Genomic DNA, 14,726 nt, shown 5'->3' with positions numbered 1-14,726 from the left:
TGCAAGGATCGGGAACAGACTTTTGTCGTTGTAGGGAGCTGCCATGAACAAGCACAAGAGCGACATGATCACCTGGGGCATGATGCTGCGTAAGGTGCCGTCCATTGCCAGGGCATTGCCACGGGTGGTGCGCGGCATGCGGGCGGGGAATATCGACAAGCCCGATCAGCCCTGCGGCCTGGGTTGGAGTTTCGAGCAGGCGACCCTGCGCAATCCCGATGGCCCGGCCCTGCTGTACGGCAACCGGGTGCTCAGCTACGCCCAGGTCAACCAGTGGGCCAGTCGCATCGCCGCCTACCTGCATGCCCAGGGAATTGGCAAGGGCGATGTCCTGGCGATCTTTATCGAGAATCGGCCGGAGCTGCTGGTGACGGTGCTGGCGGTGGCCAAGCTCGGCGGTATCTGCGCGATGCTCAACACCGCGCAAACCCAGGGTGTGCTGGTGCACAGCCTGGAATTGGTCAAGCCGGCGGCGATCATGGTTGGAGGCGAGTTGCTGGGGGCCTACACGGCGGTGCGCGATCAAGTGGACATTGCCCCCGAGCGCACCTGGTTCGTGGCCGATCAGGACACCTTCGCCGATCCCGGTATCAGCCCCGAAGGGTTGCGGAACCTGATGAGCGAAAGTGCCGGTTACCCGCAGGACAACCTGGCACAGACCCAGCGCATCTTCTTCGACGACCCCTGCTTCTATATCTACACCTCCGGCACCACGGGCTTGCCCAAGGCGGGGATCTTCAAGCATGGGCGCTGGATGCGCACCTCTGCGGGCTTCGGCACCATCGCCCTGGATATGCAGCCCAGCGACGTGCTGTATTGCACCTTGCCGCTGTATCACGCCACCGGGCTCTGCGTGTGCTGGGGTTCGGCCATCACTGGCGCTTCGGGGTTCGCCATTCGCCGCAAGTTCAGCGCCAGCCAGTTCTGGGACGACGTGCGGCGCTTCAAGGCAACCACCTTGGGTTATGTGGGGGAGCTGTGCCGTTACCTGATCGATCAGCCGAGCTGCATCCAGGATACCCAGCACGGGGTCTTGAAGATGATCGGCAATGGCCTGCGCCCGGGCGTCTGGAGCCAGTTCAAGCAGCGCTTCGGCGTGTCCCATGTGTGTGAGCTGTATGCCGCCAGCGACGGCAATATCGGTTTCAGCAACATCCTCAACTTCGACAATACCGTGGGCTTTTCCCTGATCCCCTGGGCGTTGGTCGAGTACGCCCACGACACCGGGGCGCCGCTGCGCAACAGCCAGGGTTTCATGCAGAAAGTGGCCAAGGGCGGCCAGGGGCTGCTGCTGGCGAAGATCGACGACAAGGCGCCACTGGACGGTTACACCGACCCGGAGAAGAACCTCAAGGTGATCCTCAAGGACGTGTTCGAAAAGGGCGACAGCTACTTCAACACCGGAGATTTGCTGCGGGACATCGGCTTTGGCCATGTGCAGTTCGTTGATCGCCTGGGCGACACCTATCGCTGGAAAGGCGAAAACGTCTCCACCACCGAGGTGGAGAACATTCTTCTGCAGCACCCGCAGATTGCCGAAGTGGTGGCCTATGGCGTCGAGATCAACAACACCAATGGCCGTGCCGGCATGGTCGCGATCACCCCGATGGAATCCCTGGCGACCCTGGATTTTGCCGATGTGCTGCAGTTCGCCCGGCAGCAACTGCCGGCATACGCGGTGCCGCTGTTCCTGCGGATCAAGGTGAAGATGGACACTACCGGCACCTTCAAGTACCAGAAAAGCCGGCTCAAGGAGCAAGCCTTCGACCCCGAAGGCAGCGCTGACGATCCGCTCTATGCCTGGTTGCCCGGGTCGGATACCTATGTGCGCCTGACCCCGCAGCTTTATGCCCAGATCCAGGGCGGAAGCCTGCGTTATTGAATCTGTCTATGGCGGCGCTTGGCAGAAAAAAAGTGACAGGCTACTGGCGGCTTGGGGAAACTAGCGGCTTTCCGATTGGCTGAACCTGGAGTTTCCGATGACCGACAAAAGCCGCCAGATGACCGAAGACGAGGCTGCCCAGTTTGTCGAGCAGGTATTCGAAGTCGCCCGCCAGGGCGATGCACAGATGCTCGACAAGCTGGCCAGCAATGGCCTGCCGGTCAACCTGCGCAACCACAAGGGCGACACCCTGCTGATGCTGGCGGCCTATTACGGGCATGTGGAGGCGGTGCAGGTGCTGCTCAAGCGCGGGGCCGATCCCGAGCTGCGCAATGACAATGGCCAGAGCCCGATTGCCGGCGCCGCCTTCAAGGGCGACCTGGCGGTGGTCAAGGCCCTGGTGGAAGGGGGCGCTCAAGTGGAAGGCGCATCCTTCGACGGCCGTACCGCACTGATGATGGCGGCCATGTTCAACCGCAGCGAAATCGTCACCTACCTGATCAGCCAGGGCGCCGACCCCAAGGCTCGCGATGCCAATGGCGTCAGCGCCCTGGAGGCCGCCAAGACCATGGGCGCCGCCGACACCAGCGCGCAGCTGGAAAAGCTCCTGGGCTGATTCGACTCGCAGGCTGGGCGAGGGCGGGTAACCCGGGTATCGCTGATTTCAGGTATCCTGCGCGCCCTCGAAACCTCCTTGCCTTCAGGATGCACCCATGAACACCGCCCTTGTCGAACTCATCAGCAAAATCAGCTCCGGGTGCATGGCTGACGCCGAGATTCAGCGCATCGCCGATGAAGCGGCCCAGGCCTATGCCGATCCCCAGGGGTTCCTGGCGGCCAATCCGGACATCAATTACGACGACAGTTTCCCCATTCCCCTGGGCGAATGGGTGGTGGTGGGCAGCCTGCCGGATACCGTGCTGTTCCAGGCTGATACCTATGTCGAGCTGTTCAGCCAGATTGTCGACTCCTTCGGCAAGGACGTGTCCTTCAACATCAAGCCCAAGCAGTTGGCCAAGACCGAGGCGCTTACCGCACTGAACCGCATGCAGATCCAGATGGGCAGCATGAACCCGGAGAACGGTGGCTATGTGCTGATGAACTTCAGCCAGTTGCTCGACGATGAACTGCAGATGGTACTGGTCTATGGCAATGACGTGCCCCGGGTGCTGGAACTGGCTCGCGAGGTGGGGATCGCCGCGGCGCCGGCCCTGGAAGCGCTGAAGATCGCCTTGCACGTCTAAAGCGCAGCCTGAATAAAACGGAACCCTGGTGCAGCGCAGCTATCCTAAGGAGGCACAGCCTCATTTGGGAGCAAGACCATGGGTTCCACCTTCAATGGCCTGGTAGGCCTGATCATCCTCGCCCTGGATATCTGGGCCATCATCAACGTGCTGAAAAGCGGTGCCGAAACCGGGATGAAAATTCTCTGGGTGCTGCTGATCATCTTCCTCCCGGTACTGGGGCTGATCATCTGGGCGATTGCCGGTCCCCGGGGAGATGTGCGGCTCTGATGCCCGCTTGATCGAGGAGGCGCCTGCAACGCTCAGGCATTGCAGGGTTGAACTAAAAAGGGCCAATGGCCCTTTTTTGTGTGACTAAATATGCGTTGAACGAAATTTTCACCAAGTCTCTAAGACAATCGCCGGCGCTTTTTTCCTCGCTGCGATCCTTGGCAAGCTCTTGTTCCAGAGCCTTCGGTGCTGGAGCTTGAGGTGTTGCCCAGTTATCCATGGCAATGCTTTCAGTGATCGTGCAACATCTGCGCACCGCGTATTCCCCCGTCGCTATGGCGGCAACAAGAGGGCAGAACGCCGCGTTACCTTTGTAACCTCAACTTTCCAATGGGTCCTAAAACCACATGGCAAACTCGGATGCCCTGAGTCAGCAGCGATCCTCGAATCGCCTGCTGCAACCGACCGTTAAGTCCCATCTGGCCTACACGCTGCTTTGCGCGCTGGTCATGATGGTGATGCTCTCCTTGTTGCGCGTCGCGCTGCTGATCTACAACCGCGAGATGATTCTCAACACGCCGGCCTCGACCTTTCTCGAGGCGTTTGCCAACGGCTTGCGTTTCGACTTGCGGCTGGTGGTGTATCTCAGCATACCGCTGCTGCTGGCCCTGTTCAGTGCCCGGGCCATGGCGGCTCGCGGGCTGTTTCGCTTCTGGCTGACCCTGACCTCCAGCATCGCGCTGTTCCTCGGCCTGATGGAGATGGACTTCTACCGCGAGTTCCACCAGCGCCTCAACGGCCTGGTCTTCCAATATGTGAAGGAAGACCCGAAAACCGTGATGAGCATGCTCTGGTACGGCTTCCCGGTGGTCCGCTACCTGCTGGCCTGGGCCCTGGGCACCTGGATCCTGAGCCTGGCGTTCAAGGGCGCCGACCGCGCCACCCGGCCTCGTGGCCCATTCAGCGGCGGCAATGTCGGTACGCGCCAGGTCGCTCCCTGGTATGCCCGGATTGCGGTGTTCGTGGTCTGCCTGCTGATCTGCGTGGTGGCCGCTCGCGGCACGCTGCGCCAGGGCCCGCCGATGCGCTGGGGTGACGTCTACACCACCGAATCCAACTTCGCCAACCAGTTGGGCCTCAATGGCACCCTGCAGTTGATTGCGGCCGCCAAGGACCGCATGTCCGAAGACCGTACCAATATCTGGAAGGCAACCTTGCCCCAGCCCCAGGCGCAGCAGACCGTGCGCGATATGCTGCTGCTGCCCAGCGACAAGTTGGTGGATGCCGACATTGCCGCAGTGCGCCGCAACTCCACGCCGGATGCGGACAAGACTCTGCCGATCAAGAACGTCGTGGTGATCCTGATGGAAAGCTTCGCCGGGCATTCGGTGGGCGCCCTGGAGCGTCCGGGTAATATCACCCCGTACTTCGACAAGCTGTCCAAGGAAGGCCTGCTGTTCGACCGCTTCTTCTCCAACGGCACCCACACCCACCAGGGCATGTTCGCCACCATGGCGTGCTTCCCCAACCTGCCGGGCTTCGAGTACCTGATGCAGACCCCGGAAGGCAGCCACAAGCTGTCCGGCTTGCCGCAATTGCTCAGCGCTCGCAAGTATGACGATGTGTATGTCTACAACGGCGACTTTGCCTGGGATAACCAGTCGGGGTTCTTCAGCAACCAGGGCATGACCAACTTCATCGGCCGCAATGACTTCGTCAACCCGGTGTTCTCCGACCCGACCTGGGGCGTGTCCGACCAGGACATGTTCAACCGCGGCCTGGAAGAGCTGAAGGCGCGTGAAGGCAAGGGCCCGTTCTATGCCCTGTTGCAGACCCTTTCCAACCACACCCCTTACGCACTGCCTACGCCATTGCCGGTGGAAAAAGTCACCGACCGCGGCAGCCTCAACGAACACATGACGGCCATGCGCTACTCCGACTGGGCCCTGGGCCAATTCTTCGAGAAGGCGCGCAAGGAGCCTTACTTCAAGGAAACCCTGTTTGTGGTGGTGGGTGACCACGGTTTTGGCAACGAACAGCAGATCACCGAAATGGACCTGGGGCGTTTCAACGTTCCGATGCTGATGATTGCCCCGGGCATCCAGGAAAAATTCGGCCAGCGTGACCACACCGTCGGTACCCAGATCGACATAGTGCCGACCATCATGGGCCGCCTCGGTGGCGACGTGCTGCACCAGTGCTGGGGCCGTGACCTGCTCAACCTGCCGGAAGGCGACAAGGGCTTTGGTGTGATCAAGCCTTCGGGCAGTGAGCAGACCGTGGCTCTGCTGACGGGCGATCGAGTGTTGGTACTGCCCAAGGAAATGCCACCGCGGTTGTACAAGTACCAATTGGGTGCCAACCCGGGCGGCGAGCTGATTCCCGAGTCCGCCGACGAAGCCCAGCTCAAGCAGAAACTGGAATCCTTCCTGCAAACCGCGACCAAGAGCCTGATAGACAACACCGCCGGCGTGGTCAACGGCAAGCCGGATTGATCTGATCGGCTCCCGATAGGACCCCCAGATCCAGCGGAGCCTGAACGGCAATACCCTGAACACCCCTCTTTGAGGGGTGTTTTTTTGTCTGGAGAAAAGCAATCGCACCTTCTTAGAACGTTGCGCTCCTGCGTTTAGTTAAGAGTTTCCCGAGATTGAATGGGAAAAATGCCTATCGATAAAGTCGATTTCTCGAAAATCCTTGGGAAGTTTCTTGGCTTTTAGGATTCATCTGATTTCAGCCATTACAACAGACTGTAATGATCCACTCCGCTTCGGCCCGACCAGATAGGGACAGGGCTCTAGATCAGGTATGCGACATAGATTCTTGAATGGCGCGATGGGCAGTGCATCACGGAGATTGAAATGGAGATTGCAATGAAAAAGCTATGGCTGGCCGCTGGCATGGCGTCTGGTCTGTTGATGGCAGCGGGCAGCGCCTGGGCGAGTCCCGATGTGACCCTTCAGTTCACGGGGAAGGTCAGCAGTGAAACCTGCAAAATCGGAGGTGTCGAGCAGGGGGGCTACACCCATGAGGTGCCGTTGCCTCCCGTCGGTGCCAGCGCCCTGGCGGCCAAGGGAGCGGTAGCAGGGCTCAAACCCTTCGAGCTGAAGTTCACCGGCTGCACCGGCAGCACGGTGGGGGTCTGGTTCAAGCCCGACCTGCTGAGCGTGGATCCTTTGACCGGCGCTTTGCGCAACCAGATTGCCCAGGGTTCGAACGCTCAGGTGCAACTGCTCGACGGCCAGCAGCAGCCGCTCAACCTGGTGAGCATCGCCCCGGACGATGTCCAGAAAGTCAACGTCAGCGACGGTGATGCAACCTTGAAGTTCTATGCCCAGTACCTGGCTGCTGAAGACAACACCAGCGCGGGTGACGTCAAGGCCCATGTCGTCCTGGACATGGTTTTCGAATGAGACTACGGGGCCCCCGGCTTCTGCTGCGGGGCCCTCTGCGTATCGAGTGAAGAGAACAATCATGACGCGGCGCTGTTCGTTTCTGCTGGGTTTCTGCTGCGCACTGCTGCCGTTGCTGACACAGGCCAATGTGGTGGTAGGCGGCACGCGGGTCATCTATCCGGCCCAGGAGACGGAGGTCAGCCTCGGGCTTACCAACAAGGGAGAGCAGCCGGCGTTGGTCCAGGTCTGGATCGACGATGGCAGTGCCGACTCCAGGCCGGACGATGTGGATGTGCCTTTCGTGGTGATGCCGCCCATGGTCCGGATCAACCAGGGCAAGGGCCAGACACTGCGTATTGCCCACATTCCACGGCCGGGTATTCCCGGGGATCGCGAGTCGGTGTACTGGCTCAACATCCTGGATGTGCCACCGCTGCCGGCCGATCAGGTCAGCAACCATATGCAACTGGCTTTTCGCACTCGGCTGAAGTTGTTCTTGCGTCCGGAAAAGCTATCGGGCAACGCAGTGGAGGCGGCGCAAACATTGCGCTGGAGCCTGATTGGCTCAGGCCCTGGCAGGGTGCTGCGAGTGCGTAACGATTCGGCCTTTCATGTGTCGTTCAACTCAGTGCAGGTGAAGCTTAAGAGCGGACATGTTCTGAAGGTACGCAGCCACATGCTGGCACCGAAATCTTCCGCAGATTTTCCTCTTGAACAGAAATCCTCGTCCGCGGAAGCGCAGGGGCGTGTGGTTTATGAGTGGATCAGCGACCACGGCAGCTCGGTGCGCCGCGAGGCAGCGCTCGAGCTCTGAAATTCTGCCGATTCCCGGTTTCGGCCAGCTTCCCTCGCATGGGGTGAATCTCATCGTACTGCTGCCATTGTTCTGAGCACCTGGCTAGTGGTGCGCCGCGCTTACGACTTCGGTTAGGTGAAATGAGCCTTTTGTCTTCCCTTCGGTTCTCTGCACTGGGCCGTCTCCCGCTACGTTGGGGGAAAGGCCAGGCGCTGACTGTCGAGCAGGTCTTCGGTGGCGCGACCTTGCTGCTGTCGGGCTTGCTGGGTGGCACGGTTGAGGCCGAGGAACTGATCCGTTTCAACCCCGCCTTTTTCGGCAATGGCCAGGGGGAGCCTGTGGATCTGTCCCGTTTTTCCCGTGACAACCCCCTGGTTCCCGGCGTCTATCGGCTCGACCTGTACCTCAATCAGAACTGGGTGGGGCGTCAGGATGTTCGACTGAGGGCCGGTGCCGACAGCCTGAAGGTTCAGCCTTGCCTGTCGTCGGAGGTGCTGGAGCAGTTGGGCCTGGACTTCACCCGAATGCCGCCGGAGCAGGCGGCCCAGGCTCGCTCCCAGTCCTGCCTGGGGGCCGATGACTTGCCTGCCCATAGCCGATTCGAGGTGGACATGTCCGAATTGCGTGCCGACCTGTCCATATCCCAGCTCTATCTGAACCGCAGTAAAAGAGGCTACGTGCCCTCCACGGATTGGGATTCCGGAGTCAATGCCGGCTTTCTTGGCTACAGCAGCAACTTCAGCGACAACAGCGCCGACGCTCAGCGCAGCCGCCAGTTCTACAGCAGCCTCAATGGCGGTATCAATCTGGGGGACTGGCGTTTGCGCCACAACGGTTCCTACAGCTACGAACAGCGTTCCGGCATTGGCGGTGGTAGCCGCTACAGTGCACTGAGCAGCTATGTGCAGCGTGATGTGACTGCCCTCGAGGCGCAATTGACCCTGGGCCAGTACTACACCCCTGGCCATTTCTTCGACAGTGTGCCGTACACCGGCCTGCAACTGAGCAGCGACGAACGCATGCTGCCGGATTCCATGCGGGGTTTCGCCCCGGTGGTACGGGGTGTCGCCGATACCACGGCCAAGGTCAGCGTGCGCCAGGGCCCGAACCTGCTCTACGAAACCACGGTGCCCCCTGGCCCTTTCGCCATCGACGACCTATACCAATCCGGCTATGCCGGCGACCTCAATGTCACCATCACCGAGGCCGACGGTCGTACCCGCAGTTTCGTCGTGCCCTTTGCGTCCGTGGCACAGCTGTTACGCCCAGGCAGTTCGCGCTTCAGCCTCAATGCCGGTCGTTATCGAGACTCGCGCCTTGACAAGCCCCCGGTATTTTTTCAGGGCAGCTATCAGTACGGTCTGTCCGACCTGGTGACAGGTTACGGCGGCGCGATCCTGGCCGAGGAGTATCGGGCGTGGCTGGGGGGGGCGGCCTTGAACACCGAACTGGGGGCGGTGGCAGCCGACTTCACCCAGTCCCAGGCTCGCGGGCTCGAACAGCGGTTTCCTGATGCCCCCGTCGATACCCAGGGGCATAGCCTGCGCCTGACCTACAACAAGCTGCTGGAGTCCACCGCCACCAACTTCAGCGTGGCCGCCTATCGCTTTTCCAGCGAGGGTTACCTGAGCTTCGGCGAGCTTGCCCGCCAGCGTGACAGGCAAATGCCCGGCGGGTTGTACAAGGAGCGCAGCCGCTTGCAACTGAGCCTCAGTCAGCCTTTGGGGGAGCGCCTCGGCCAGTTGGCTTTCTCCGGTATGGCACAGGATTACTGGAGGCGCGACCAGGGGCGAGACATCACCTATCAGGTGGGCTACGCCAACGGTTTCCGTTGGGGCAGTTTCGACTTCAGCGCCAGCCGTACCCGCAGCGGCAGCGGACGGCCGGACAATCAGTACCTGCTCAGCTTCAGCGTGCCTTTGGGGGGCACGCGACATTCGCCTTACCTGAGTTCGTCGATCCGTTACGACGGCAGCCGCAACCATGGCATCAACAACTCCCTGAGCGGCAATGCCGGCGAACAGGGGCAGATCGGCTACAGCCTGTATGGCGCTCAGGACAGTACCGAAGGTCGGCGCAACACCAACTACGGGGGCAACCTGCAATACGACACCAGCCATGCCAGCTACAACCTGGGCGCCAGCCGTGGAGACAGCTATCGCCAGGTCAACCTGGGCATGCAGGGCACCCTGGTGCTGCATCCGGGCGGGCTCAACGCCACTTCTGACCAGGGTGAGACCATCGCAGTGCTCGAAGCCCGCGGCGCCGAAGGGGCGCAGGTGCTCAGTAGCAACCGCGCCCGAATCGCCGGCAACGGCTACGGGGTGGTTGCAGGCCTGACGCCCTATCGACGCAACGAAGTGGCCCTGGACCCCAAGGGCACCTCCCGCGACGTGGAGCTGGAAATGACCTCGCAGCAAGTGGCGCCAAGGGCCGGTGCGGTGGTGATGCTGCACTACCCGACGGTGGTCGGACGACCGCTGCTACTGCAACTCAAGCGCGACGATGGTGTGCCTATTCCGCTGGGGGCCCAGGTCTACGACGCGGCGGGCAGTTCCTTGACCCAGGTGGGGCAAAGTGGACGGGTCTTTCTGCGGGGCCTGGAAGGCCAGGGCCAGTTGCTGATCAAGTGGGGCGCGAGCGCCGATGAGCAATGCCTGGCGTCTTACAGTGCCAGTGCCCATGCACCACCCGAGGATGGCTATTACCAATTGCTGGAGCTGGCGTGCAGGCTCCCGCAGAGCCCGGGGCGCACATGAGCGGTATCTCGAAGCAGCTCGAGCGCTTGTATGGAGCAGTGTGCCAGCGCTCGTGCAGCTTGTGGCGTACCGCCCAGGGTCGGAAAAAGTGCAGGCCAGGCTTGAGCCCCAGTGATCCGAGGGCGCGTGGCACCGCGCTGTTGGCTCGGGATGGCTCGATACTTTCTACGCCCAAGGGGGACGCGGCATGTTTACCACCAATGCAATCAAGGCTTTCCGGGGGCTCGTGCCTATTCTGCTGATCAGCGGCCTGATGCTTCCCGGCCTGAGCAGTGCGGCGAGCTGTACGGGTGGAAATGCACGCTACGACGACATTACGAGCCTGAACTTGCGGGTCGTGCGCGACCTGCCGGTGGGCAGCGTGCTGCAGACCGTCACGTTCGAGAGGCCCAAAAGCCGCTTTAACTGCAACGGCAGCCCGTTAGAGCTGAGGGTGGGTTTCATGGGGGCCGAGGAAAAAGCCGGGTCGGAATTTCCCCACGTCTACAAGACCGGGATACCGGGGGTTGGTTTACGTATCTGGTGGCATAACGGTTTCTTCATGGAAAGCCCGCCGATAGTCAGGGCAATGGGCCCCTATGCTTACGACACCATTCACCATTTCACCGTCGATATCGTCAAGATCGGGCCAATCAGTTCCGGGCACTCCAGGAACATGGTTGTCGAGATCCATTACCAGGATGCGCTTACCAGCAGGATCACCTTCAGTAACGTGAACGTTCAGGCCACCATCGCCGGTTGTGCCATAGCCCGTTCGGTGGAACCTGTGGATCTGCTGCCGGTCAGGCAGTCGGAATTCAGGGTCCCGGGTACCGCGGCAGGTCCCGGGAAGAGGTTTTCCATCGACCTCAAGTGCGACAAAGGCGTCAGGGTGGCCTATCGCATCGATGCCCTGCGCGAGGGCAATATCGTCAAGAACTCCCTAGGGCCCGGGCTGGCCCGTGGCGTGGGCATCCAGCTATTGCACGAGCGCAACGGCAGTGAATCCGAGCAGGCATTGGGCACTCGCACGGAGTTTCGCAGCAGCGCGACCACCGTCGACGGGGAGCTGCTCTCGCTGCCGCTGACCGCCAGGTATTTTCAACTGGCAGACAAGGTTACGGGGGGTGATGTACTGGCCAACGCCATGGTGACCTTCCTCTACGAATAGTCGGTGCCAGGGCTAACCGCGCCGGATGCCACTGCGCTCCGGCGCTGTCCGGCTTCATATTCTGCCCAGCAGCAACAGAATCAGCAGCACTACCAGAACCACGCCGATAACCCCCGAGGGGCCGTAACCCCAACTGCGGGAATGGGGAAACACAGGCAGGCCGCCGACAAGCAGCAGAATAAGAATAATGATCAGGATGGTGCCCATATCGATTTCCTCGCTGGGAGATTGTTCAGCGGTGCCGCCGTTGCAGAGCCTTGCTCTGGCTTGATCAGCCCGCCTCTCAATTGTTCCGACCGACTCAGGATCAAGGAAATTCAAGATTTCTTGAGGTTTTCCGTTTCGGTGGCCATTCCGGCTCCGGGGCACGGGTTTGCCCGGGGCATTCAGCAGCCTGATGTTGAGTGGGGAGCGCAGGGGCCTTCGCTACACTGCGCCCCATCTTCCCCGGAACAACAAGGCAACTCCTATGCAAAACCGCATGATGATCACTGGTGCCGGCTCCGGCCTGGGGCGCGAAATCGCTTTGCGCTGGGCCCGCGAGGGCTGGCGTCTGGCCTTGTCCGACGTTAGCGAGCCAGGCCTGGAGGAAACCCTGAAGCTGGTGCGCGAGGCAGGCGGCGATGGCTTCGTGCAGCGCTGCGACGTGCGCGACTACAGCCAGCTGACCGCATTCGCCCAGGCCTGTGAGGTGCAGTTCGGCGGCATCGATATCATCGTCAACAATGCCGGTGTGGCGTCGGGTGGCTTTTTCAGCGAGCTGTCCCTGGAAGACTGGGACTGGCAGATCGCGATCAACCTGATGGGCGTGGTCAAGGGGTGCAAGGCCTTCCTGCCATTGCTGGAGCAGAGCAAGGGCAAGATCATCAATATCGCCTCCATGGCCGCCTTGATGCAGGGCCCGGCCATGAGCAACTACAACGTGGCCAAGGCGGGTGTGGTGGCGCTCTCCGAGAGCCTGCTGGTGGAGTTGGCACAGCAGGACATCAGCGTGCACGTGGTGTGCCCGTCGTTCTTCCAGACCAACCTGATGGACTCCTTCCGCGGGCCGACCCCGGCCATGAAGGCCCAGGTGGGCAAGTTGCTGGAAAGCTCGCCGATCAGCGCCAGCGAAATCGCCGAGTACATCCACGCCCAGGTGGCTGCCGGCCAGTTCATGATCCTGCCCCACGAACAGGGGCGCATGGCCTGGGCCCTGAAGCAGAAGAACCCCAAGGCGCTGTACGACGAAATGACCCAGATGGCCGACAAGATGCGCGCCAAGGCCAAGCAAAGCACCAACTGAGCTTGCTCAGCCCTCCCGGCCTGGTTAGGGTTGCCGGCATTCGGCAACCCTGACGAGACCTTGCATGCTCAATTACCTGTGGTTCTTCCTCGCCGCGCTGTTTGAAATCGCCGGCTGCTATGCCTTCTGGATGTGGTTGCGCCAGGGCAAGAGCGCCCTGTGGATAATTCCCGCGCTGCTCAGCCTGACCCTGTTCGCCCTGCTGTTGACCAAGGTCGAGGCGGTCTACGCCGGGCGCGCCTATGCCGCCTACGGTGGCATCTACATAGTCGCGTCGATTGGCTGGCTGGCGGTGGTGGAGCGCGTTCGCCCGCTGGGGACCGACTGGCTGGGGCTGCTGCTGTGCGTGATCGGCGCCAGCGTGATCCTGTTCGGCCCGCGCCTGTCCAGCGGCTGAAAGCGCTACCGGGGGATCAGTCGAACAGCTCCTTGGGCACATCGTGCTTGAGCATCAACTGGCACTGTTCGCTGTCCGGGTCGAAGACGATCACTGCCTGGCCCTTGCCCAGGGCCTGGCGTACCCGCAGTACGCGGGTTTCCAGGGGTGTTTCATCGCCGTTGTCGGTGCCATCGCGGGTGACGAAGTCCTCGATCAGGCGGGTCAGGGTGTCGACTTCAAGTTGGTCGTGGGGAATCAGCATGGGCGCCTCCGGCAAACAATCCCGGATGCTACTGCGCGCCGCGGCGGGCCGCCAGCGGCGGCGCGCATAAACCCGGCTGGCGGATTCAGGATCGGTTGCCCAGCAGGCTGTCCACCGAAGGGACTCGGGTATCACTTTCCATCTGCGCGTCGTGTTCCAGCTGGTGGCTGAAGCGGTCCAGGGAACCCTGGGCCGGCTGCGCATCGCTGGCAAATACCGGCGGGCTGAGGATATAGGCGCCCAACAGGCGACTTAGGGCCGCCAGGCTGTCGATATGGGTGCGCTCGTATCCATGGGTGGCGTCGCAACCGAAGGCCAGCAACGCGGTACGGATATCGTGGCCGGCGGTAACTGCCGAATGGGCGTCGCTGAAGTAGTAGCGAAACAGATCTCGGCGCACCGGCAGCTCCTGCTCAGCGGCCAGGCGCAGCAGGTGGCGGGACAGGTGGTAATCGTAAGGGCCGCCGGAATCCTGCATGGCCACGCTCACTGCGTGTTCGCTGGAGTGTTGGCCCGGGGCGACCGGGGCGATATCGATGCCGACAAATTCGCTGACATCCCAGGGCAGGGCCGCCGCCGCGCCGCTGCCGATTTCCTCGGTGATGGTGAACAGCGGGTGGCAGTCGATCATCAGCGGTTCGCCGCTGTCGACAATCGCCTTGAGCGCGGCCAGCAGGGCCGCGACCCCGGCCTTGTCATCCAGGTGACGGGCGCTGATATGGCCGCTTTCGGTGAATTCCGGCAAGGGGTCGAACGCGACAAAGTCGCCCACGCTGACCCCCAGGGACTCGCAATCGGCGCGGGTGGTGCAGTAGGCGTCCAGGCGCAGCTCGATGTGGTCCCAACTGATGGGCAACTCGTCCACCGCGGTATTGAAGGCGTGCCCGGAAGCCATCAACGGCAGGACGCTGCCGCGCAGCACGCCGTTGTCGGTGAACAGGCTGACCCGGCTGCCTTCGGCGAAGCGGCTGGACCAGCAGCCCACCGGCGCCAGGGTCAGGCGCCCGTTGTCCTTCACCGCGCGCACGCTGGCGCCGATGGTGTCCAGGTGCGCCGAGACGGCCCGGTCCGGGCTGTTCTGCTGGCCCTTGAGGGTGGCGCGCAGGGTGCCGCGACGGGTCAGTTCGAAGGGAATGCCCAGCTCCTCCAGGCGTTCGGCGACGTAGCGCACGATGGTGTCGGTAAAGCCGGTGGGGCTGGGAATGGCGAGCATTTCCAGGAGCACTTTCTGCAGGTAGGCGAGGTCCGGTTCGGGAATCTTGCGGGTCATGGAAACTCCTGATGAAAGATGGCCATGGATGGTTTCGATGAACGGGAGCAGGCGCGTTCGCTGGCAAGCCAGCTCCTACGAATGAGGGTAGGAG

Annotated in this window: 14 protein-coding genes; 11 read left to right on the top strand and 3 right to left on the bottom strand. The window is 61.7% G+C overall.

Translation table 11 applies throughout. From position 1 onward, the window contains the following. The first annotated feature begins 43 nt into the window (after nucleotides 1-43). The 9 genes from J4P02_RS13520 to J4P02_RS13480 all read left to right on the top strand — a co-directional run bounded on the left by J4P02_RS13520 (nucleotide 44) and on the right by J4P02_RS13480 (nucleotide 11,436). A complete protein-coding gene (locus J4P02_RS13520; RefSeq protein ID WP_426190970.1) occupies nucleotides 44-1,882 on the top strand; it encodes a long-chain-acyl-CoA synthetase in 1,839 nt (612 codons plus the stop codon). Between the two features lie 97 nt (nucleotides 1,883-1,979). Then, complete coding sequence (locus J4P02_RS13515) at nucleotides 1,980-2,498, top strand: ankyrin repeat domain-containing protein (protein WP_426190968.1); 519 nt, start codon at nucleotides 1,980-1,982, stop codon at nucleotides 2,496-2,498. A 97-nt stretch (nucleotides 2,499-2,595) separates the two neighbouring features. Then, a complete protein-coding gene (locus tag J4P02_RS13510; protein ID WP_426190966.1) occupies nucleotides 2,596-3,126 on the top strand; it encodes a hypothetical protein in 531 nt (176 codons plus the stop codon). Nucleotides 3,127-3,204: 78 nt separating this feature from the next. Next, a complete protein-coding gene (locus tag J4P02_RS13505) occupies nucleotides 3,205-3,396 on the top strand; it encodes a PLDc N-terminal domain-containing protein (protein ID WP_068587630.1) in 192 nt (63 codons plus the stop codon). A 347-nt stretch (nucleotides 3,397-3,743) separates the two neighbouring features. After that, entirely contained in the window at nucleotides 3,744-5,831 is a 2,088-nt protein-coding gene (locus J4P02_RS13500) for an LTA synthase family protein (protein WP_426190964.1), read from the top strand. Nucleotides 5,832-6,209: 378 nt separating this feature from the next. Continuing rightward, nucleotides 6,210-6,749, top strand: coding sequence for a fimbrial protein (locus J4P02_RS13495; RefSeq protein ID WP_426190962.1), 540 nt, complete (start codon nucleotides 6,210-6,212; stop codon nucleotides 6,747-6,749). 61 nt (nucleotides 6,750-6,810) lie between these two features. Continuing rightward, nucleotides 6,811-7,545: a fimbrial biogenesis chaperone gene (locus J4P02_RS13490; RefSeq protein WP_426190960.1), complete on the top strand. Its 735-nt coding sequence runs from the start codon at nucleotides 6,811-6,813 to the stop codon at nucleotides 7,543-7,545. 131 nt (nucleotides 7,546-7,676) lie between these two features. Then, the gene (locus J4P02_RS13485; protein ID WP_426190958.1) at nucleotides 7,677-10,286 is read left to right on the top strand and encodes a fimbria/pilus outer membrane usher protein; all 2,610 of its coding nucleotides are present in this window, start codon (nucleotides 7,677-7,679) and stop codon (nucleotides 10,284-10,286) included. A gap of 187 nt (nucleotides 10,287-10,473) precedes the next feature. Beyond that, on the top strand, nucleotides 10,474-11,436 hold the full coding sequence (locus J4P02_RS13480) for a fimbrial protein (protein WP_426190956.1): 963 nt from the start codon (nucleotides 10,474-10,476) through the stop codon (nucleotides 11,434-11,436). A 54-nt stretch (nucleotides 11,437-11,490) separates the two neighbouring features. On the opposite strand, the gene J4P02_RS13475 is transcribed toward J4P02_RS13480, so the two are convergent. Further along, the gene (locus J4P02_RS13475) at nucleotides 11,491-11,649 is read right to left on the bottom strand and encodes a DUF3309 family protein (RefSeq protein ID WP_426191100.1); all 159 of its coding nucleotides are present in this window, start codon (nucleotides 11,647-11,649) and stop codon (nucleotides 11,491-11,493) included. A gap of 256 nt (nucleotides 11,650-11,905) precedes the next feature. Between J4P02_RS13475 and J4P02_RS13470 the strand changes: the two genes are divergently transcribed. Together J4P02_RS13470 and J4P02_RS13465 are read left to right on the top strand one after the other, a co-directional pair. Beyond that, entirely contained in the window at nucleotides 11,906-12,721 is an 816-nt protein-coding gene (locus J4P02_RS13470) for an SDR family oxidoreductase (RefSeq protein ID WP_426190954.1), read from the top strand. Nucleotides 12,722-12,785: 64 nt separating this feature from the next. Then, on the top strand, nucleotides 12,786-13,118 hold the full coding sequence (locus J4P02_RS13465; RefSeq protein WP_426190952.1) for a YnfA family protein: 333 nt from the start codon (nucleotides 12,786-12,788) through the stop codon (nucleotides 13,116-13,118). 16 nt (nucleotides 13,119-13,134) lie between these two features. On the opposite strand, the gene J4P02_RS13460 is transcribed toward J4P02_RS13465, so the two are convergent. Beyond that, entirely contained in the window at nucleotides 13,135-13,362 is a 228-nt protein-coding gene (locus J4P02_RS13460; protein ID WP_426190950.1) for a YheU family protein, read from the bottom strand. 85 nt (nucleotides 13,363-13,447) lie between these two features. Continuing rightward, the gene (locus tag J4P02_RS13455; protein ID WP_426190948.1) at nucleotides 13,448-14,632 is read right to left on the bottom strand and encodes an osmoprotectant NAGGN system M42 family peptidase; all 1,185 of its coding nucleotides are present in this window, start codon (nucleotides 14,630-14,632) and stop codon (nucleotides 13,448-13,450) included. Nucleotides 14,633-14,726: the final 94 nt, after the last annotated feature.

The sequence above is a fragment of the Pseudomonas sp. NFXW11 genome, from assembly GCF_049887815.1.
Lineage (GTDB): Bacteria > Pseudomonadota > Gammaproteobacteria > Pseudomonadales > Pseudomonadaceae > Aquipseudomonas.
Note: the sequence above shows the minus strand (reverse complement) of the source record. Positions and strands in the feature narration are given on the sequence as shown.